At 41.9% G+C, this 21436-nt stretch carries 17 protein-coding genes; 5 read left to right on the forward strand and 12 right to left on the reverse strand.

The window, feature by feature from the left end; translation table 11 throughout:
- Window positions 1-385: 385 nt before the first annotated feature.
- Window positions 386-1258 (forward strand): NAD(P)-dependent oxidoreductase, encoded by an 873-nt coding sequence (locus L4C39_RS16155; RefSeq protein ID WP_017051866.1) that lies wholly within the window; start codon window positions 386-388, stop codon window positions 1256-1258.
- A gap of 184 nt (window positions 1259-1442) precedes the next feature.
- On the opposite strand, the gene L4C39_RS16160 is transcribed toward L4C39_RS16155, so the two are convergent.
- Entirely contained in the window at window positions 1443-1664 is a 222-nt protein-coding gene (locus L4C39_RS16160; RefSeq protein WP_017051865.1) for a hypothetical protein, read from the reverse strand.
- Window positions 1665-1995: 331 nt separating this feature from the next.
- Complete coding sequence (locus tag L4C39_RS16165) at window positions 1996-3225, reverse strand: DEAD/DEAH box helicase (RefSeq protein WP_429746908.1); 1230 nt, start codon at window positions 3223-3225, stop codon at window positions 1996-1998.
- Window positions 3226-3540: 315 nt separating this feature from the next.
- Here L4C39_RS16165 and L4C39_RS16170 point away from each other — a divergent pair, with 315 nt between their 5' ends.
- Window positions 3541-4488 (forward strand): LysR family transcriptional regulator, encoded by a 948-nt coding sequence (locus L4C39_RS16170; protein WP_429746910.1) that lies wholly within the window; start codon window positions 3541-3543, stop codon window positions 4486-4488.
- A gap of 96 nt (window positions 4489-4584) precedes the next feature.
- On the opposite strand, the gene bamJ is transcribed toward L4C39_RS16170, so the two are convergent.
- Window positions 4585-5058 carry a BamJ family beta-barrel-assembly machinery protein gene (bamJ, locus tag L4C39_RS16175; protein WP_113797924.1) on the reverse strand — a complete coding sequence of 158 codons (474 nt, stop codon included), beginning with the start codon at window positions 5056-5058 and terminating at the stop codon, window positions 4585-4587.
- A 17-nt stretch (window positions 5059-5075) separates the two neighbouring features.
- Window positions 5076-5702: a thioredoxin domain-containing protein gene (locus L4C39_RS16180; protein ID WP_429746912.1), complete on the reverse strand. Its 627-nt coding sequence runs from the start codon at window positions 5700-5702 to the stop codon at window positions 5076-5078.
- Window positions 5703-5941: 239 nt separating this feature from the next.
- Here L4C39_RS16180 and L4C39_RS16185 point away from each other — a divergent pair, with 239 nt between their 5' ends.
- Complete coding sequence (locus tag L4C39_RS16185) at window positions 5942-6547, forward strand: OmpA family protein (protein ID WP_429746914.1); 606 nt, start codon at window positions 5942-5944, stop codon at window positions 6545-6547.
- A 152-nt stretch (window positions 6548-6699) separates the two neighbouring features.
- Here L4C39_RS16185 and L4C39_RS16190 read toward each other — a convergent pair whose 3' ends face one another.
- Both L4C39_RS16190 and norR read right to left on the reverse strand, forming a co-directional pair.
- The gene (locus L4C39_RS16190) at window positions 6700-7059 is read right to left on the reverse strand and encodes a glutaredoxin family protein (protein ID WP_136995704.1); all 360 of its coding nucleotides are present in this window, start codon (window positions 7057-7059) and stop codon (window positions 6700-6702) included.
- Window positions 7060-7163: 104 nt separating this feature from the next.
- Complete coding sequence (gene norR, locus L4C39_RS16195; protein ID WP_429746916.1) at window positions 7164-8747, reverse strand: nitric oxide reductase transcriptional regulator NorR; 1584 nt, start codon at window positions 8745-8747, stop codon at window positions 7164-7166.
- Window positions 8748-9106: 359 nt separating this feature from the next.
- Here norR and hmpA point away from each other — a divergent pair, with 359 nt between their 5' ends.
- Both hmpA and L4C39_RS16205 read left to right on the forward strand, forming a co-directional pair.
- Window positions 9107-10303 (forward strand): NO-inducible flavohemoprotein, encoded by a 1197-nt coding sequence (gene hmpA, locus L4C39_RS16200; protein ID WP_429746918.1) that lies wholly within the window; start codon window positions 9107-9109, stop codon window positions 10301-10303.
- Window positions 10304-10681: 378 nt separating this feature from the next.
- Complete coding sequence (locus tag L4C39_RS16205; RefSeq protein ID WP_113799681.1) at window positions 10682-11467, forward strand: helix-turn-helix domain-containing protein; 786 nt, start codon at window positions 10682-10684, stop codon at window positions 11465-11467.
- A gap of 79 nt (window positions 11468-11546) precedes the next feature.
- On the opposite strand, the gene L4C39_RS16210 is transcribed toward L4C39_RS16205, so the two are convergent.
- The 6 genes from L4C39_RS16210 to L4C39_RS16235 form a co-directional block, all read right to left on the reverse strand.
- Complete coding sequence (locus L4C39_RS16210; protein ID WP_429746921.1) at window positions 11547-12527, reverse strand: ABC transporter ATP-binding protein; 981 nt, start codon at window positions 12525-12527, stop codon at window positions 11547-11549.
- On the reverse strand, window positions 12527-13513 hold the full coding sequence (locus L4C39_RS16215; RefSeq protein WP_429746923.1) for an ABC transporter ATP-binding protein: 987 nt from the start codon (window positions 13511-13513) through the stop codon (window positions 12527-12529). Before L4C39_RS16215 ends, L4C39_RS16210 begins: the two co-directional genes overlap by 1 nt.
- 17 nt (window positions 13514-13530) lie before the next feature.
- Entirely contained in the window at window positions 13531-15333 is a 1803-nt protein-coding gene (locus L4C39_RS16220; protein WP_429746925.1) for an extracellular solute-binding protein, read from the reverse strand.
- A 52-nt stretch (window positions 15334-15385) separates the two neighbouring features.
- Window positions 15386-16429, reverse strand: coding sequence for an ABC transporter permease (locus L4C39_RS16225; protein WP_113799673.1), 1044 nt, complete (start codon window positions 16427-16429; stop codon window positions 15386-15388).
- Window positions 16430-16432: 3 nt separating this feature from the next.
- Complete coding sequence (locus L4C39_RS16230) at window positions 16433-17452, reverse strand: ABC transporter permease subunit (protein WP_029203283.1); 1020 nt, start codon at window positions 17450-17452, stop codon at window positions 16433-16435.
- Window positions 17453-17546: 94 nt separating this feature from the next.
- Window positions 17547-21425 (reverse strand): zinc-dependent metalloprotease, encoded by a 3879-nt coding sequence (locus tag L4C39_RS16235; protein WP_429746928.1) that lies wholly within the window; start codon window positions 21423-21425, stop codon window positions 17547-17549.
- Window positions 21426-21436 lie beyond the last annotated feature (11 nt).

Consider the following 21436-nt stretch of genomic DNA (forward strand, 5'->3'; position numbering starts at 1 on the left):
AAATGCAGTGCCAGCTGACCAATATAGATTGCAACAATGAGTATTACATATCACGCGTTATTAATTAATTTTATTAAACTAATTGCAAAATTAAATATTGTGTATTTAAATTCTGATGTTCGGTTTGTACTCCTTGGGGTCTAATTTATTCATTTATGCAGGGTTTCTTACAACATCTTGGATGTTATTTCTTTTTTAAGAGCAATGTTTTTATACCAGTGTTATTTAATTTATGTGTGATAAATATAATTAGTAAATTTCTTTAATAAATTAAACATAGTAGAGATGTAAGTAATATTTGTCTTARAGCCCGTTGATATGTTCAGCCAAAGCCATTAATCTGATAGACCTTATGTAAGAATAATAAAATGATAGGAGAAAGTGCATGGGAACCAAAAAGGTCGCTTTTATTGGCTTAGGGGTTATGGGCTATCCAATGGCGGGGCATTTGAAACTCGCAGGGCATGACGTTACCGTCTTTAATCGTTCAACAGAAAAAGCACAATCATGGGTGGAGCAATATTCTGGTGATTATCAGAGTTCACCGAAATTGGCAGCGGAAGGTTGCGATATTGCGTTTGTTTGTGTCGGCAACGATGATGATGTAAGAAGCGTTATGTATGGTGAGCATGGCGTGATTGCAGGTTTGAAACCTGGTGCAGTTATCGTAGACCACACGACTACTTCGGCAGATCTTGCTATTGAGCTAGCAAAAGCATGTGCAGAACAAGGGCTTCGTTTTGTTGACGCTCCGGTCTCTGGTGGACAGGCTGGTGCAGAAAATGGCGCACTTACAATTATGTGTGGTGGTGAGCCAACTATCTATGAGTCTGTTTCACCAGTAATGGATGCTTACGCAAAACAGTCAGTATTACTTGGCGAAAACGGCCAAGGGCAGCGTTGTAAAATGGTAAACCAAATCTGTATCGCAGGTGTGCTGCAAGGGTTAAGTGAAGCGATCCTGTTGGCAAAGGAAGCTAACTTAGATATTGAACAAGTTACAGATGTATTAAAACATGGTGCGGCTGGATCTTGGCAGATGGAAAATCGCGCTGTGACAATGGCGCAAGACAGCTTTGACTTTGGTTTTGCGATAGACTGGATGAGAAAAGATCTTTCTATTTGCTTAGATGAGGCGAAGCGTCACGAGTTAGATTTACCACTGACAAAAACGGTAGATGCACAATATGAAGCGTTGCAGAAGATGGGACTTGGTCGGATGGATACGTCGGTATTGATAAAATCACTGACACAATGATCAGTAGCAAATACCTAAAACATTGATGAGCCTAAAACATTGATGAGATAGACAGATTAGTTGATGCACTCTTTTATTGCTTTAAGCCAATGTTCAATTGGTTTGATTCCGATACGGTGAGTAAAAGTTTGCATCAACATCGTGACTAATAGCGCGTTGCTACACTATGGTCATGTCCCTACTATTATTTTTGCCCCCATACATTACTTACCCAGCCGCCAACATGTTCGTCATAGTGATTGCCGCTAAACTCTTGCCGATGTTCAACCATATGGTTTGAATTGGGCCGAGACTCGAGAATGTGTGAAATGTGTTTCGCCATCGGATCGTTTGGACAAGCTGCTTGGTTTCTGAGTGCAACCTCTTTGATGATTTGTAATCGATAAGATGGATTCATCCTTTTCATTTTACTCTACTCCTTGGTTGGTAATTTACTAAATTTAGAACTGCGAAGTCGTTTCGTCAAATTAGTAGTTGGAAATAAAATGAAGGTGTATTCAGGTGTTTAATAAATTAAGTAGATAAAACAATCCGTTATACTTTTAGTTATATTTTTTATTATGTTAGTTTATTTAGCTTAAACATAAGTCACTGTTTTATAGGGAATAAATAATTTATAAAAAACTAGGCATTATTAAGAGTGAGAGGCGTGTTGCTAGAAGTTTTAGGAGGATATTGATGGTAATTCATGTGCTTCAAAAAAAAGAAGGGCAGACGTATTATCTGCCCAACTAGGTTTAACGTCGACGCTTATTTGGTTTAGGTGCCGAATCATTATTCTCTGTATTACGCTTATGCTTGGGAACATAATTTAATATTGAAATTGGTAGCTCTTTGCTTGGGACAAACCCTTCAATTTCTTTACGAGTGATTAAATGCCCTAAACGACTTTCAATCATACAAAGATTCTTGAAGTTATCTCTGGAAACTAAAGAGATCGCTTCACCTACAGCACTTGCACGACCCGTTCGGCCAATACGGTGGATGTAGTCATCAGCCGGATAAGGAAGATCATAGTTTACCACTCGGCTGAGGTTATCAATGTCGATACCACGAGCAGCCACGCCGGTCGCAACAAGGAACTTCACTTTGCCCGCTTTGAATTGCTCTAAAACTTGCGCTCGCACTTGTTGGCTTCGGCCACTATGAATCGCTTCTGCTTTAATCCCACGCTTTTCAAGTTGGCTGACAAGTTTGGCTGCTCCATGCTTAGTCTCGATAAAGATAAGAGCTTGGTCCCATTCACCATCGGTAATTAAATGGCTGAGAAGTGCTGATTTCTTATCTTTGTCTACCGCGACTAGCCATTGACTGATGTTGGATTTTGAAGCGCTATGCTTAGCAATAGAAATCTCTTCAGCATCATTAATAGCCGATTTAGCAAGATCTCTTACAGGATTCGATAAGGTAGCTGAGAACAGTAAATTTTGGATATCTTGTGGTAAACGAGCGATGATTTTATTGATATCTTCAATAAAACCCATATCCAACATGCGATCTGCTTCATCAAGAACCAGAGTTTCCACTTCATCAAAATGAACCGCGCGCTGACCATAAAGGTCGATCAAACGGCCTGGTGTTGAAACCAGAATATCGACACCTTCGATAAGACACTGTTTCTGAGGTGCGTAGTCCACTCCGCCATACATCGCCATCGATTTAATATCTAAGTATTTACCGTACTCTTCGATATTTTTGCTAATCTGAATCGCTAATTCGCGAGTTGGGGTAAGAATAAGCGCTCGAATGCGTTTTGCTCTTACAGGTCCACGGTTACTTAGCATTTCAAGTAATGGCAATACAAAGCTCGCCGTCTTACCCGTACCCGTTTGGGCTGCTGCAATCAGGTTTTTTCCTGTTAGTACCGTTGGTATCGCTTTTTCTTGAATTGGCGTTGGGGTTTCATAGCCTAGTTCAGCTACTGCTTTTAAAATCGGATCGCTTAATCCAAGTTTGGAGAATGGCATTGTGAGTCTCAATAAATGGTGATTCAATAAATAGACGTTTAACTGCGGTGAGTGCTTATTGTTAAATTATCGTTTAACAATAAGCACTGCTTGTCTACAGTTATCGCCGAAATTGGCGGCATTCTAGCATGAAGAAGCATAGGCCGCTCAAAAAAAGCATGCGGTGAAATGGAATGGTTAACGAGTTCGACCATTACGCTCAATAATTTGTTCGAGTGTTGAATGTAACATTGTTCTATATGGATATAAGAGATTGAAAAATAGAAATTTCTTTATACAATCAACAATGAAATTACGAATAGGATGTGCTTTCTAGTGAAGAACTTTGATGTGAATTTATTACGAGTATTAGCGGTACTACTAGAAGAGCGAAGTGTAACCGCTGCCGCTACACGACTGTACCTTAGTCAGTCTGCGGTTAGTAAGCAGTTAGCAAAGCTAAGAGAAACCTTTAATGATCCCCTGTTTGAGCGGGTTGCTAAAGGTTTGCATCCCACACCGAAAGCATTAGCACTGCAACCCAGTATTCATGAAATTTTACGTCGTATTGATCAGCTTGCTATTCCAACTGAGTTTGAACCTGAAAAAAGCCAGCGAACTTTCAATTTTGATTTAGTTGAAAGTGCTTATGCCGCAACCTATTCCCGTTTTATGCCGAGTCTTCTTAAGCAAGCCCCAGGGATCAGCATTAATAGCCGAACTTGGAGTGACGAGAGTTTACATCGCTTATTGAGGTGCGAAATTGATTTTGCCATTGGAATTTACGAGTGGGATGAGCGCGCAAAATCTCACTACATGACGATTCCAGATGAACTTCGCTATGTTGAACTTGCTCGTGACTATTCTGTTTGTTTGATGCGAAAGGGGCATCCTGCACTAAATGAAGAGTGGAATATAGAAACGTTTTTGAAATATAGGCATTTAGAAGTGACTATCGGTGGTGTCAGTGGATGGCTGCTTAAAGAGGTGCTCGATCTTGAACGCAAGAAGCTAGATAGTGCGGTGAATGTGTCTGATCTTCAAAGCGCCCTTGCTTTGTGTGAACAGAGTGATCTTTTGATGTGCTATCCGGCGTCTGCTGTGAAGATGCTCGTTAAAAATAATAATCTGGTGGCAAAACCTCTACCGATTAAATTAGAACCGGGCGGTTATTCGCTGTTATGGCATCGACATTTTGATAATGATCCTAGCCACAAATGGCTACGTGAATTAATTATCGATTTGGCATCTGGTGATATTTCGTCATCAGATTGGGGGTTTTGATTCGATCAACGTCAGGCACAATAGAGCTTATTAAATATACAAATGGCCCTGAATTAGGGCCATTTGTATTTTGCTATTGAACTAAGCTCGTGCTGATTATTGAATCTCAAGCAGTTCAATATCGAAGATAAGTACCGTTGCTGGCGGAATTGGGCCAGAACCACTTTTTCCGTAGCCTAAGGTGCTTGGTACAAACAGGCGAATCTTTTCACCTTCAACCATATACTGCACACCCTCTGTCCAGCCTTTAATGACTTGATTAAGACCAAATGCGATTGGCTCATTTCGTTCTACAGAGCTATCAAAGACAGTACCATCCATTAGGGTGCCATGATAATGCACTTTCACGCGGCTTTTAGCTGTTGGGTGCTCAGTTCCAGTACCTTCTTGTAACACTTGGTATTGCAGGCCACTTTCCGTTGTGATTACCCCTTCTTTCTTTCCATTTTCTACCAAGAAATCTTGGCCAATTTGAAAGTTGATATCAGCAGCTTTGTGATTATTCCATGTGCGATAAATAAAGAATCCAGCAAGTAGGAAAATGATAATTGGGAATACAAACTTAGTCATAATGATGTCCTTAACTATTATGGTTGAGTCAGAAGGTAAGAGATGGTGTGAGCGATAGCTTCAATGTTGTCATGTCCAGCGGTCAATACTTGGTACTTTCCTTTAACAATAAAAGTTGGTACAGAATTGATTTCGCCAGCAACCGATACGTGTTGAGCTTTTTCTAAGTAAGTAAATAGCGTGGCCTGTTGCTCTTTATTCAGTTGATAAGGGCTCACAAGATCACGAGTTTGAAATGCTTTCTCAATAGCGGCTTGACGCTCTGTATTTGTCGAACCTTCACCCATTTGTACGGCTGCAAAGAGTTCATCCATAAATGCGTGATCAGGTGTAGCGTCTAATTGCATTACGGCGGTGTAGTAGATCATTGCTGCAATTTGAGCATTCTCATTAAAAGTAACATGTAGCTTATCAACTTTTTGAGAAGTCAAAGATTCTATCTTAGGTATAAAGTTTTCCATTTTACGGCAGTGACCGCAAGAAAGTGAGAAGACTTCAGTTAAAGGGGCGACATCATAGCTGCTAACATCATTTGGAAGTCTTTGAAATTGAGAACCTTCTTGAGGAACACTGTTTTCTGAGCAGCCAAGTAATAAGAAGCTAGCAAGAACAAGTGCTGACAATCTTGAGATTAATTTAAACATAGGATTCTTTTTAAAAAATATGATGCTTGGATTTTACCTACTAAGTCATTAGATCGATACTGGTTTTTTTGTAACTTGTTGCAAATGACGGCCTATTTTGTCATCTAAGAACGTTTGATTCGATCGGTTTAGAAACGTGATAAAAACGAACTAAGTAGCAAAAAAATGCTTAAAGTTTTACCGCTGTGGTCGATATATAAGTAAGTCATTCATAGAGCTGAATTGGAATGTGGTGCATTATGAAATACATAGCTGTCTTTTTAGGTATTCTCTTATCAGGATGCAGTAGCATGCCAACCATGTATGGTGGATTACTGGATACTGCGCCTCAACACGATGGAGAGTTGCTATACCCTGATCGGGGAGTGGTTTCGCCTACGAAAAAGAAACACACAGTAGGTGGCCCACAAGGTCAACAGCGTCCATCGGCCTACAGTTCATTAGAGAGCTTCTTAGCGACTCGTGGTATTGATTACGAAGTCCTTCCTGGTAACTACGTGATGGTTCGACTAAAAAACCGTATTCAGTTTGAATCGGGTTCTGCAACGGTTTCAAGTTACTCAGAGCAGTGGCTAAATGAGTTGGGAAGCTATTTAGCGCGTCAACCAGGAATTGATATTGTTATTGATGGACATGCTGACAATACTGGGAGCAATAGATTAAACGATGGGCTTTCAGAGTCGCGAGCTAAGCAGGTGAAGTTGTCTTTGATGAAGCAAAAAGTCGCCATGAATTCAATTTATACCCGTGGCTATGGTGAATATGTACCAGCGTGCTCAAACCAATCTAAAGTGGGCAAAGCGTGTAATCGAAGAGTTGAATTGATGCTGATCGTTGCGAATTAGCAAGGCTGATCCACTTTTCCCCCTAAAAAATATCCAAAAAAGCCAAAGAATTCAAAAAGCCCCTAAACGTCAGTCTAGGGGCTTTTTACTGAGTGGTTAATGAGTGTTTCGATTGAATGCTTTACTGTCTGCCGATGCACGAACTCTACGACTTAAGCAAACTCTTTTTCAAGGTAAGCAATGATGTCTGAAGATTCATACATCCATTGAGTTTCCCCATTACTTTCAATACGAAGACAAGGCACTTTTACGCGACCACCACCCTCTAACAACGCTTGCTTATGCGCATCATCATTCTTTGCATCACGAAGGTCAATATTGATAGATTGACGTTTCATTGCACGACGAACTTTTACACAAAAAGGGCAAGCTTCAAATTGGTACAGTGATAACCCTTGAGCTTTGGCATCAAGTTGTTTTTGAGCTTCTGGATCTCGCTTCATTCCTTTTGGTGTGAAAACGAAATTGAGTACCAGAATAATTCTGCCTAGAAACCAACGGATAAACTTCATAATTACCTTTACCTAGTTTAAATACATATTGCATACAATTTGGCAACATTGTACCAGTCTTACTTTATCAACAAAACTATTTATATATGTTTCAGCATCATGATCTATAAACGTTCTATCTTGTGCGTTTTAGATAGATTAAGCCCCAAACGTTTTGCGAGTCGGGTGAGGTTGGCTCGATCGGTTTGTAATTGCCTTGCTGCCTGTGCCCAGTTGTAATTGGCTTGCTCTAAAGCTGCGATGATAATGTGACGCTGAAACTCATCTGTCACCTCTCTCAATCCTTGTGATAAGTCTACTTCCGGCTGAGTGGGTGAGCTATCAACATGCGTCGGTTTGGTCATGACTTCATCAAAGTGACCGCAATCATCGGCATTAATGACCGTTACTTTCTTGTTATAGTGCCTCGCTTTAGCTTTTAAAGCCGCTCGGTTTATGACGTGTTCAAGTTCACGCACGTTTCCGGGCCATGAATAACTCATAAGATGAGGCAGTACTGCGGGGCCAAATTTGATCTGCGCAATTCCAAGTTTTCGTCTCGCTTGCTCTAAAAAGAAACCAGCTAAAAGGGTAATATCACCATCGCGCTCACGAAGCGGGGGGGTGGCAATAGGGTAGACACTTAAGCGGTGGTATAAGTCCGCTCTAAATCGGCCTTGTTCGACCTCTTTCTTGAGATCTCGATTGGTGGCGGCAAGCACACGGACATCAATCGTTTGGATGTTATCTTGGCCAACCGGTTGGATTTCGTTATTTTGTAATGCCCGCAGAAGTTTGCTCTGTGCAGCAAGGGGCAGTTCACCTATTTCATCGAGGAAAAGAGTCCCGCCATCAGCTAATGCAAATTTTCCTTGGCGATTTTTGTCAGCCCCAGTAAATGCGCCACGGACATGGCCGAACAATTCACTTTCTACTAAATTTTCTGGCAAAGCTGCGCAGTTTACATAAACCAGAGGTTTGCGTTTTCTTTGTGACTGGTGATGAAGGGTTCTTGCAACAAGCTCTTTTCCGACTCCCGTTTCACCATGGATCAAGATATTGAAATGGGAAGGCGCGACGACTTCGATATCATTTTTCAACGCCATCATACTTGAACTGTGGCCAATCATTTCACCGCCATCTCTTTCCCATGCTTCTTCGTTAAGCTCTTCTAGAAGCTGACGAGATTGCTTTGCTTGTGTTTCAAGTTGGGAGAAAGTGAAGGCCATTTTTACAGTTGAAGCGGCAATGGCAGAAAGGACTTCTAGACTGCGCGCAGGGATAGCATTAAAAACATCAGGGGTGAGGCTATCGAGAGTCAAAACGCCAAGCAGTTTATCACTGAAGATAAGCGGCAGTCCCATACACGCATGCATGGGAAGATCGCCTTCATGATCAATAAGAAGACCATCAAATGGATCGGGAAGTGGGCTGTCTGAATCAAAAATGATCGGTGTTTTTGATTCGCATATTTCATTAAAGCGAGGGTGTTCGCTGATGGCAAAATGGCGGCCCAATGTGTCTCTGCTGAGGCCCTGCATGGCCAATGGGACGAGGTAATCACCTTGTAATGAAAGGAGAGCAACACAGTCACAATGAATTGTTTTGCGTATAGCATCGATAAGCTTGTTAAACCTATCTTGATCATTTAAGCCGCTTGCTAAACCTATGGTCATTTCCATCAGCGTGGATGCTGTAATATCTTGCATGTTAATCATTCTCAAAAAGACATTTTGTTATAGTAGAGTCATTTCGACTCAAATGAAAGCGGTCATCTTGACTTGTTTTTCTTAAATTTGGCGGCTAAACACAAGTAGATAAAGGTTTTTTGCTATTGGCACTGAAAATGCAATGAGGGGATAACGAAGTGATAATGATTCTTCGTTAATAACAGAGTGAAGAAAATTCACCGTTAAGTGTTCACTAACACTAAATCTAAAGTCCGCCTCAAATCGAGTTCACATTGAACAATGTAACCGTTTTGGGCTTGTTTTAATTCTAACTTTCACTTGCTCAACAGGTGAAGTTCGGTGTGGCGAAGCCATATACCCCAAAGATGGAGCATTTCATGCTTAATGAACAACATATCAATATTATTAAGAGTACCATTCCACTGCTTGAAAACGCAGGACCTGCATTAACGCAACATTTCTATCAGCGCATGTTTTCTCACAACCCTGAGTTGAAAGATATTTTTAATATGACTCACCAAAAAACAGGCCGTCAAGGCGTCGCTCTGTTTGAAGCGATTGCGGCATACGCAAAAAATATCGATAACCTAGCGGCATTAACGTCTGCGGTAGAAAGAATCGCGCAGAAGCACACGAGTTTCAATATTCAGCCTGAGCACTATCAAATAGTAGGCCATCACTTAATTGAAACATTGCGAGAGCTAGCGACTGAGGCATTCACGCAAGAAGTCGAAGAGGCATGGACAGCTGCATACCTATTTTTGGCACAAATCTTTATTGATAGAGAAGGGGAGCTATACCTTCAGCGAAAACAAGCGATTGGCGGTTGGTCTGCTGCCCGTGAGTTTATTGTGAAAGATAAAACGATGGAATCACAGCTCGTGACCAGTTTTGTATTTGAGCCCAAAGATAACAACACAGTGTTGGATTTTCACCCTGGTCAATATATTGGTATTGAAGTGAAACCTGAAAACGGTGATTACAAGGAAATACGCCAATATTCACTATCACAAAAACCGAACGGAAAGACCTACCGTATTTCGGTTAAGCGTGAAGGTGTTAACACTGACAATGTTGGATTAGTATCCAATCATTTACACGATAACGTTGAAGTCGGAGATAGTGTAAAGCTTTATGCTCCGGCTGGTGATTTTTATTATGTGGAACGTGAAAAGCCAGTAGTTTTGATTTCTGCCGGTGTAGGCGTGACGCCAATGCAAGCCATGCTGCAGAGCTTATCTGGCGTTGAAGATAAACAAGTGACATATTTACATGCTTGTGAGACTCAAGAACAGCATTCCTTTATCGAAGACGTGAATGATCTGATTTCAATCAATGGTTGGAATCAAAAGACATGGTACCGCTGTAGTAATGAGAAAATAGCCGCGAGTCACCAACATTTTGGTGAGATGAATCTTGACTCGATTACGAGTGAATTGCCGTTGGATAATGGTGATTTCTATGTCTGCGGCCCTGTACCATTTATGGATTTTGTTGTTAAGCAGCTTGATGAGTTAAATGTTCCACGTGACCGAGTGCATTATGAAGTGTTTGGGCCTCATGCAAACTTGTAAATATGGATTGAGTCTAACGCCTTATTGATAAACCAATAATGAATAAATTGAGTCACATGAAAAGTTAAGTCGTGTGACTCACCTTAATTGGCGACTCTTTATTTCTACTTTGCATTCAGCTGTAGATACCGCAAGTGAATGGATGTGACTGGCCCACACTAAAACCTTTGGGGGCGATTGAAGAGTTACAGCATACACTCTGTAGTATTAACCGATAATAAATTATTGATTAGTAAACTCTCTTGACCATCTCCTTCCTTCTTAATACGAGCGATTAATAACCGTGTGGCAGCATTTTATAAGAAATAGGTTGCTAAAAGTTATAACTTATATACAAATACTATGATTCATCGAACAATGACGTAGGAGTTCAGCAGGATGCGGACGGCAAATTCAGAGTATTTATTAGCGGCGTTAAGAAGTGTAATTAAAGCGAAAGGGCGAACTTACCGTGATCTTGCCGATCGCGTTGGGGTACCACTTTCAACATTTAAACGTCACTTATACAGCCCCAACATCACTCTGGATCGCTTGTTGGATTACTGTCGTGAAACGGACACGACACTTGATGAATTGCAGAAAATTGCCGTTAAATTGCAGCATGATAACGAAAGTTTTTTTAATCATACGCAAGATGAAGTTTTCTATAAATTCCCACACTTATATGACTTTTATCGAGAGCTGAGACACATAAGGCATCGCGATAGCCATGATTATATGAAAGAGAAACATGGGCTAGATGTGGCTTCAACCTATGCTTACTCTCGTGCACTTGAAATGCTGGGTTTGGTGAAGCTAACCGATGAAAATAAGATTCAATTAAATGGCCCATTTTACTATCGCTTTTCTAACGACTCCAAATTGAGTGCGAAGTATAAAACCATTCTAAAATCTCAGGCGTTGGAAAGCCCTAACTGTGTTCGTGTTGGTTTTTCTCGGATGAATTTGAAAGAGCCTCAGATTGAAGCGTTGAACAAGCTTCTTACTCAAGAAGTGCTAAAGTATCATTCTGAGAATATGAAGGAAGAGCAAGATGGTGAAATGCGCAATGTATTGTTGTGTGTCGCCCCTCATGAAACATTGAACTTTTCAGAAGGCATTCAGCCACTACCAAATACATTTCTAAAACAGATCAAAGATGAGATAGCTAAATTAGAAGGTTAACTGCGTTTTTTTAGAGTTCGCGCATCGTACACAGAGAAAACAAACATGCGGCTTCCCCTGTATACGTGTTGTTCTTCTGTTATACCGCTATTCTTTCGACTTCCAAATGACAAGCAACACTATGATTAGAAGATCTCACTTTGAGATCAGGGTAGTGCTCCAGACATTCAGGTGTTGAAAATCGGCATCTTGACGCAAAGTGGCAACCTTCTGGTGGTGAGATCGGAGAGGGGACATCGCCTTTTAAAAGCTCTCTCTTTCCCCTTAATTTCGGGTCTGGAAGTGGAATCGCTGAAATCAAAGCGCGTGTATAAGGGTGTTGTGGGTTAGCAAAGAGTGATTGTGTATCGCTCATTTCGACCACCTTTCCTAAGTACATCACAGCAATATTATCCGAAATATGACGAACAACAGAAAGATCATGTGCGATGAATACCAACGCTAGATTCATGGTTTTTTGTAGTTCTAATAACAAGTTAATAATTTGAGATTGAACAGAAACATCAAGTGCAGATACGGCTTCATCGCAAATAATTAATTTTGGGTTGAGAGCGATGGCTCTTGCAATACCGATCCTTTGCCTTTGACCACCTGAAAACTCATGAGGGTAGCGACTCTCTGCGGATTCAGGTAACCCGACTTTAACCAATAGGTCTCGTACCTTTTGTTTCCGTTCTTGTTTGTTACCAATGTTATGTATTTCGAATGGTTCCTCTAAAATACTCCCCACTGTATGACGGCTATTTAAGCTTTCCATTGGGTCCTGGAAAATGATCTGCATTTCTTTACGAAGTGACACCATCTGTTTCTGAGTGAAGTGTGTTATATCCTGACCGCGATAGATTATTTGACCAGAAGTTGGTTCGTGTAGTTTAAGTAAAGATCGGCCGAGAGAGCTTTTCCCACAACCAGATTCACCAACTAATCCAAGGGTTTCTCCTGCTTTAACAGCAAAAGAAACACCATCAACCGCATATACGTACTGAGTTTTTGTGAATAACCCGCCTCGAAGCGCGTAATGCTGCTTTAAATTCAAGACTTCCAAAATAGTTTTAGCCACTATTTATCCTCCGAAATGAGAAAACAGCTGACAGCATGCTCGTCACTGACTGGTGTGAGAGTTGGCACTGATTCAGCACAACGTGATGTTTGGTATTGGCAGCGGTTTCTAAATCGACAGCCAGAAGGCATATCACTTAAACTCGGTACTGAACCTGGAATAGTGCCTAAAATGGATTTTGGGGTACCGTCTATTCTTGGGATGGACTGTAAGAGACCTTGTGTATAGGGGTGCTTCGGTGATTCAAATAGAGTGAATACGTCAGCCTTCTCCACCACATGCCCAGCATACATGACGACAACTTCATCACAACTTTCGGCTACGACGCCCATATCGTGGGTAATAAGGATGATCGCCATGTTGCTCTGTTCTTGCATTTTTGCCATAAGGTCAAGAATTTGAGCCTGGACTGTGACATCGAGAGCGGTTGTCGGTTCATCGGCAATCAGTATTTCAGGCTCGCAGGCAAGGGCCATGGCTATCATGACTCGTTGACGCATCCCACCAGATAGTTCATGCGGATAAACATTAATGCGCTCTTCAGCCGCAGGGATCCCGACTCGTTTCAGCATATCAATCGCGGCAGATTTTTGCTCAGAGGCTGAAAGGTCAGGGCGGTGAAGTTCATAGGCTTCGCACAGTTGCTTGCCAATCGTATGTACTGGATTTAATGCGGTCATTGGGTCTTGAAAGATCATTGAGATCTCATTGCCACGGGTTTTATACAGAGCTTCCGGTAACATTTTGACTAAGTCAGTACCTTTGTACTCAATTTGACCAGATGTGACTTTTCCGTAAGGGTGAGGCAGAAGTCCCATGATCGATGCCGCCGTCACGCTCTTTCCGCAACCCGATTCGCCGACAATACCAATGGTTTTTCCTCTTGTAATATCAAAGGAAATACCATCAAGTACTTTTACTTCTCCGTCATCGGTTGCGAACGTCGTTTCCAGATCTCTTACCGATAAAATACAATCGTTATTCATATTGCTAATACAGTCCGTTATTGGTTGGCGAAACGATTTTCGATACGAGTCACTGGTGGGAACGACTGTCCCGATTTAAGCGCTTTTTTCGTTGCTTTTTTCTCTTCTAAATCAATCCAGAAAAGTCCATATTCCATACTTTTAGCATCAAGAATATCGCGAGATAGAGCCGTACCAATTGATTTTGGAAGTTTGACGTAACGCCAATGTGCTGCTCTTGAAAACGGGACAGAGTAGGTTGGTATGACACAATCACAATCCGCTATTTTCTGCTGGATAAGACGCGAAAGAGCGGCTTTTTCTTTTACATCGAACTCAGAATCATATGCTTCAATTAATTTATCCATCTCAGGGGTGGCGTAATTGGTGAAGTTATTGGTTTGGGTTTTAGCATTGCTTGAATGGAAATATTGCCAATAAACCGGAAGTTGTGGCGCACCCATTCCTAAGAAGGCGGCTTGATGTTTCTTCTCTAACAGAGACTTAAACCCTGTCGCACCGTCCACTAATTTGAGTTCAATTTCTAAACCGGCTTTTCGAGCTTCTTCCTTAAGGACAATAACGCGAGGGGAGTGCATTTTTGACAAGTATGTCAGAGTAATACTGAGGCGTTCACCTTTGTCGTTAATACGGATTCCATCTTTGTCTAGAGATGAATAGCCCGCCATATCGAAGTACTTATCTGCAAGATCGACATCGAAAGCTTTTGCTTTAATTTGTTTATTATCGTATTCCCCAAAGCCAGAGCCGAACCCTTGCTGGTGGCTATAGTCTCCACGAAGCGCAATCTCGATCATTTTAGGAACGTTGAGTGAGTGAGCAATGCCTCGTCGAAGATTGTTGTCATTCATTTTATCGGCCGCAAGGTTAAGCCAAACGCCCGCTGCACCTTGTGGTGATTCGTTGAAAAACCACTCTTTTTCAATAAAGCCACGTTCATAAAGTTCACCTTTTGCCTTGTCATGCCAAATGGATGGGAACACCATGTAATACGCGTCAAGTTCTCCTTTCTCAAAATATTTGATTGAAATATCGGAATCTCGAATCACCTTAAGAAGAATATTGTCGACGTTGTAACGGTGTTGGTAATATTTGTTTCCATATCCCCACCAGTTATCAACTTTCGATAACTTAACGTACTTACCTTTCTTAATCTTGGACACTTTGTACGGGCCAGTAACGGGTTCTGCTTTCCAGTTGTAGCGCTTAACAAAATCTTTAGTGATCCCCTTTGGATAAAAGTGAGCAGGTTTAGGCAAAATATTTAAACGCATCAGCAGCTCATCACTGGCTAAAGCATCGGCAGAGTGAAGTGCGAATGTGGTCTTATCAAAAATGGTAATACTGGCAACTTTGTTTGTGTAATAGTCCTTGTACCAAGGCGCTCTTGTATTATCACTTCTCATATAATCGAAAACAAAGCGGAAGTCTTCGCTGGTGACTGGCTTTCCATCTGTCCACCGCGCGGACTCATCGAGTTTGAAGTAGATGGTTTTTTGATCTTGACCAAATGCCCATTGTTTTGCGAGTGCTGGAATGTATTGGCGCGTGTTGGGATGCTTTTGAAGGAGTGATGGGTTTCCATCCATAATAAAAGCACGGAAACTACCATTAGAGTCTGGGCCAACGGTGCGCATAGTAAGTGGAAAACTCGATAGATGAAGGCGGTAAGTCCCACCTTGTTTCGCATTGTCATCAGCAAAGAGAGGTTGATCGTTATTTGTGATCCAGTTGAGGTCCGTCGGCAGATTTTGGGCGATGGCAAAACTTTGATATAAAAAGCTGAAAACCAGCAATAGTGTCGTTGATATTTTGTTCATTTTAGCTCCAAGGCTATTTGAATAAGAGCGCAGCCTTGCGCTCATAGCATGATTAAATGTACCGAGTGTATTTCTTTGGATCGAATGCCTCGCGAACACCTTCACCGATAAATGTCACCATAGTTAAAACTGAAACAATGGCAAACACCACTGAACTGATGATCCAGTACGCATCAAGGTTTGATTTTCCTTGCTGAAGGAGATCGCCCCAACTTGGTGTCGGTGGCATGAGCCCTAAGCCTAAGTAATCTAATGCTGTCAATGTTGTGATATTGGCGACGATGCCAAAAGGGGCCAGCGTTACAATCATCACCATTGTGTTTGGCAAAATGTGTTTAACGATCACCCGTAGCATTCCCGCTCCCTGAGCTCTTGCTGCGGTGACGTACTCTCGCGCCTTTTCTTTATAAGTCATCGTTCTCATATACCAAGTGATACTTATCCAACCGAAAAGAACGTTGATGAGAACAAATAGGAAAAAGCTCGGTTTAATGATTGAAACCATAATCATAATGACATACAAGAATGGAACCATAGACCAGACTTCGATAATGCGCTGCATGATCAAGTCAAATCGCCCTCCCATATACCCCATCAATGAACCGACAAGGACACCTATCGTGTAAGAGATGGTAAGTGTGAGCATTGCGAACCAAATGGCGATTCTAAAACCATAGATAAGGCGAGCTAATACATCTCGGCCAGATTGATCGGTGCCGAAATAGTGCTTGTCTGCTAATGATGGTGCTGTCGGTGGGTAGTTGACGCCATCAAAATCTTGCTCATAAGGATCCCAAGGGATAATGGGTAAAAGCACCCAATTGCCTTCGTCTTCTGTTTCAAAAATAGACTGCAGTTCTCGGTAATTAGCTTCGTAATCATAATCTTGACCTAAGGTTTTACCGCTTACGACTCGGCTGTAGGTTGGGAAATACCACTCGCCATCATAAGAGACCATTAAGGCTTTATTATTGACAAAAACCTCAGCGATTGAAGATAAAAGTACCAAGGCAGTTAAAATGATAAATGAGTAATAACTGCGTTTTATTGAACGAAATCGTTTTATTTTTTTCTTTGTTAGCGGATCAATTTGCATACATTAACGTCCAAATTTCACTCTTGGGTCTACTGCCGCCACACATAAGTCTGAAAGAATATTGCCAAACATAAGCAGTAGAGATGAAATGGTAAGAATGCCCATTACAACAGGGTAGTCTCGTTCAACGATCGATTCGTACCCAAGTAAGCCGATACCATCAATGTTGAAAACAACCTCAATGAGAAATGAGCCTGCGACAAATACAGAAACAACATTACCAAGATGGCTCGCTATAGGGATTAAGCTGTTGCGAAGTGCATGTCTTCTTACGGCTTTGCTAAAAGGTAAGCCTTTTGCGATCGCTGTTTTTACGTAATCAGCGGCTAAATTTTCGAGTAAGTTGTTCTTCATTGTCATGGTTAAAATTGCGAAGTCACCGATGATATAGCAGATCAGAGGGAGGAAAGCGTGTGAGAAAACATCAGCGATTTGTTGCATCGATTCTAATTCATCAAATTCATCACTGACAAATCCTCCCATCGGGAACCAACCTAAATGGAAAGCGAAGAAGGATATTAAGAAAACGCCAACGACATAATTAGGCAGCGCGTAGCCAAGAAATACCATGACGGAACTGACATTGTCGAATTTAGAGCCGTGTTTGATGGCTTTAAGAATTCCAAGGGGAATCGAGACAAGGTAGCTGATCACAAATGTCCAGAATCCATAAAACATGGAGACAGGAAGTCGCTCTTTGATCATATCCCATACAGGCTCGTAATAGCGTGTCGATTCTCCGAGATCAAATTGAACGAGCTTGAGTAACCACTCGTGATACGCTTCTAAAATGGGTTTGTCTAAACCATAGAATGCATTCAGTTCGGCTATTTGTTCTTCTGATAAGGATTGCGAGCCTTGCTGTCCAGAGCTGCCTCCATCAATCGATTGGCTCTGCATTTGGGAAATCATACGCTCTACCGGCCCACCGGGAACAAATCGCGTGAGTGCAAAAACGAGCAAGGTAACCCCGATGAAGGTCGGAATAATTAAAAGCAATCGCCGGCTAAAATAGGCTAACAATTCAAACTCCTTTATTGAATTCTTATCGTACGGAACGAAGAGAAGACTGGCTCAAATCGAACCAGTCTTTGTCACATTACAGTTGGTTAACTACTTATAGAACAGGCAGTTGTTCTAGTGCGTAACGGTACTGAATGTAATCTCTTGATTGCCATAACCAGATTGTCTCAGGGTCAATATCGTAAAGCTCTGAGGTTTCTGGTGCTCTCTGTATTTCATTTTCAACAATGGTCGTGTATTGGGTTGCCCAGTCGAGCAGCGCTGGTAAATACGCGTCATCATCTTCATTAGCTTGGAGAGATTTCCATGCGGCATGAAGGTTGTCTTTACTGTTACAGCGTGTTGGTGTCTCTGTCACGGTAAAACACTTATTATCTTTATCTTCCGTGAACTTCGCCGGAACTCGAACAGGGAACCCTGACGCTCTGAATAAAGATTCAAAGTAAGAGGCATCTTTCAATAGTTGCACTGCCGCTGGATCTCTTAGCATAACGAGTGTGAAATCGTTAAGCGTTCTCACACCATTGGCTTTAAGGTTCCTTTTCGTTGAGTAATTAGTGTCATCAAGTTTAATTAAATCATCCTGTTTGCCATTAATTAGAAGGGCTTTTTCAGCCATGTTCTTAGCTAAACCGTTACGACGTGTCACGACATAGTTTCGAGTTTTTAGGCTGAACTCAACACTGCCGACGCTATCAACAGAAGAGCCAGGATCCGTTAGGGAAATATCATCAAGAAGATCTTGTGAACTATCCGCTAGACCGTACTCTTCTGCATCTCCAAATGCGACGAAGTTGTTTAAGAGTGCCGAGAATAGAGGAGTAACCGTATTATCTGAAAGCTGGAAGAACGATTTCAAATTGTATAGATACGGAGCCACATCGACTGCACGTTTAATGTCAGGTCGGTAAGGCGTTACCGTTGTTGCTCTTTCGCCGTCCTTGTTCACGAAGATTGGGTCTGGGAAAGAATCCATACCGTAGCCTAAGTAACCTAAGTATGTTTTGATTTTTTGTGGTGTGCCTTGAGTGCCACTTTGGATGCTTGAAACATCGAGTAGAGCGATATTCGACTTATCACGAGCACGACTATAATCACTACGTTTAACAAGCATCTGTGCTGCGACGAGTTTGTCTGCCCAAATACCGAACTGATCAACAGCAGTTGAAGAGTTGTTGTATGGGTTATTTGCCCGCATGTTCGCGTATGGGCGACCATCTCGAGTTTCAGATAAGACATCTATATTATCGCGGCTAGATTTCATGATATTGACGAGATCTTCATCGAAACATGATTCAGGTAGCGTCGTTTTATCCGGAATACTTGGGCCATAAGAGCTCCATAAATCGGATAGTGGTACGAAGCGGCTAATAACACCTGAGTTCGTTGATACATTGATTTCACAGACTTTATCTGGTGTGCTCATTACTTTAACTAAAAAGTCTGCTGCTAGCAGTGACGCATCAAATGTGTCACAAACCATTTTCGCACCTTCCGGAAGGTTTCGGCGAATGTAGCTGCGAGTACAGTTGTCGGTATAGTAGTTAGCAACGCTCTTACCATAACTGTCTTCTGAGCCGCTGAGTTTCGACAGTTGGTAATCGATATCACCTAATTCATCTACAACAGAACGGATTTGGTTGAACTCATACCATCGAGAGTAAGCGTAGCGTTGGATTTCGTATTCATAAAACTGCTCTCGACCATCACGTTTGTTGACGAGATCATAGCTGTCCCAGTATTTCTGAATGCGGAATTCTGTTTGCTCAAGAATGTTTGAACCTTCATCGAAGCGGTTACAAGTGGTTGTGCTTCTCACGTTTTCATCAGTACAGAAATCAAATGTTTTCATTACGGCATTGGCGTCTGCCGTGGTTAAGTTCTCTTTAAACTGCTGAACAGAACCAAGCAGATAGGCATGCTCATCTTTTTCTAACTCGGTATCAATGGCATCTAGGCTGCCATATTTAGTCACTCTTACCTCAGAGACCGCACCAGTATCCGGATCGGTGACTTGCTCTTTGGTTGAATAAGCGAGCTCACGCCCATAGCCGAACCTAAGAGCGGCAATATCGTATTTTCCGTAGGTTGGGAGTTCATCAAAAATGGATGCACCATAATCCATCACTGAGCTGTGTGCTGGAACTTTGTCATAGCCAAAGGCCGCCACTTCATCCTCTTGATAGAAGTTCTCTTTATCCACTGAACCCATGAAGTTGTGGCGTAGACCTAAGTTATGACCAAGTTCATGTACAAGGGTTGATTTGTACATATGTTTTGAAATTTGATTTGTCACAATTTCTTGTTGATCAGAAGAGAGTTGGCTCCACTTCTTCAGTTTAGTATTAACTTTATTGGCATAATCAGCATCACTAGGCTCTAAACCTGAGTTATCGAAGTAGCCGCCTTCAAGGTAGTCGATGCCTTTAATTAAGCCTTTAGACTTAGTACTAACCCACATGAACTCTTCTGAGTACATGTTTTGTTCAGCCATTTTTTCTAAGTTAAACTGATGTTTTGCAATGTTTTTGCTAAAACTCGCCGCTGGCTGCTGGTTGGGTGTTAGCCATTGTGTGCGGCCATTGGAAAATTTCGGTTCGCTCTCTACTGCAATAGGAAGTGCAGTCGTTAGGGCCGTCGTTTGTTTTGCGACTAAGCTATCTTCAATACCAGCAAAGCCAGTGCTGATGGTTGAACTTGCGTCGACAGGAGCATCAGTTGCAGGTGGAACTGGAATGAAAGCATCAGGTCGGTCAATTTCACCACGGTTGTAGTGCATGGTTAACTGATTCCACATTCTACGAGAAGATGCACGGATCACGCCTGCATACTGATTGACATGAGCATGGACAATTTCACCGGTTAATGGGTTAGTCGCAGAAGGCCCATAACCTAATAAGCCGCTATCAACAGGGTCTGTAATCAGGTTGAAAACATTGTAACGAAGATCACCTGTATGGATACCCGCGGGTTCGTTTTCGTTCACGATTTTAATTGTTGGAACGCCGGTGTCTTTAAGTACTGTATTGATTTCATGGATCGTTTCAATGGTCGTTTGACGGAACACTTCGCTGCCGTTTTCAAAGTAGCTATCACTTAGATAGTACTCAATCTCCTTATTTGGGTTAAAACGGTTTAACAGGCGGAATTTTTGACCTTGTAAATTGTTTTCACCTGTTGCTGAACGTTCAACTTTTTCGTCATTAAAAAAGCCATAGCGTAGTGAATCACGTCCAGGGTATTGAACGGTTTTGTAGTCTTTACTTGAAAGAGTATCTAGCTTCACAAGGGAATAGAAAAAGCGAGTTTTGAATGAAAGGTTTTCTAGCTGGTTACCAAATTCGTAGATGTCATCAGCACCTGCAGTGAAAGTCCGTTCAACTTCAACATTGATTACGCCCGTTTCAGGATCATACTCCCAATGAGTAAGCTGTGGATCGGCAGTCTCTTCGACATCTGTTGAGGTGTACGCCGCATCCACAACGTCTACCGCGAGAGATTTGATATTGGCGTAATCAGGTGTGAAGTGAGACGCCTTTTTCCAATCAGTGTCGGCATCTTCGTTCAGCTCTTCTTTGTTAGTACACTCATCGAAATTATTTTCAGCACAACGATATTGTTCAAATGTACCTGGAATTTTTAGTACAGGTGCTTGGTTGATAACGTTCGTGTAGCGAGAGTCCACACCTTCGCGAATGGTATCGCGATCAACCTCTTCGGCAATGATACCGTTGGTTTTGTCAAAACGAAGTTTAACAAGCTTAGGAGTACCTTGGAAAAATCCTCTTTGGCTGGTCGCATAACGCGGAGTCGCGCCAGTAGAAGGCATGTAGAGCCAAAGGGCTTCAGTATCGAGTGATTGTGTTGTGATTTGCTCTTGAGCGCGAGGCACTGCTTCATAGCTACGCTCTTCTGCGCCACAACCATAGAGAGCGATGCTCACCATAGATGCGATGGCCAGTTTCTTAAACATATTAATTCCCT

Source organism: Vibrio clamense, assembly GCF_050337905.1.
Classification (GTDB): domain Bacteria; phylum Pseudomonadota; class Gammaproteobacteria; order Enterobacterales; family Vibrionaceae; genus Vibrio; species Vibrio cortegadensis.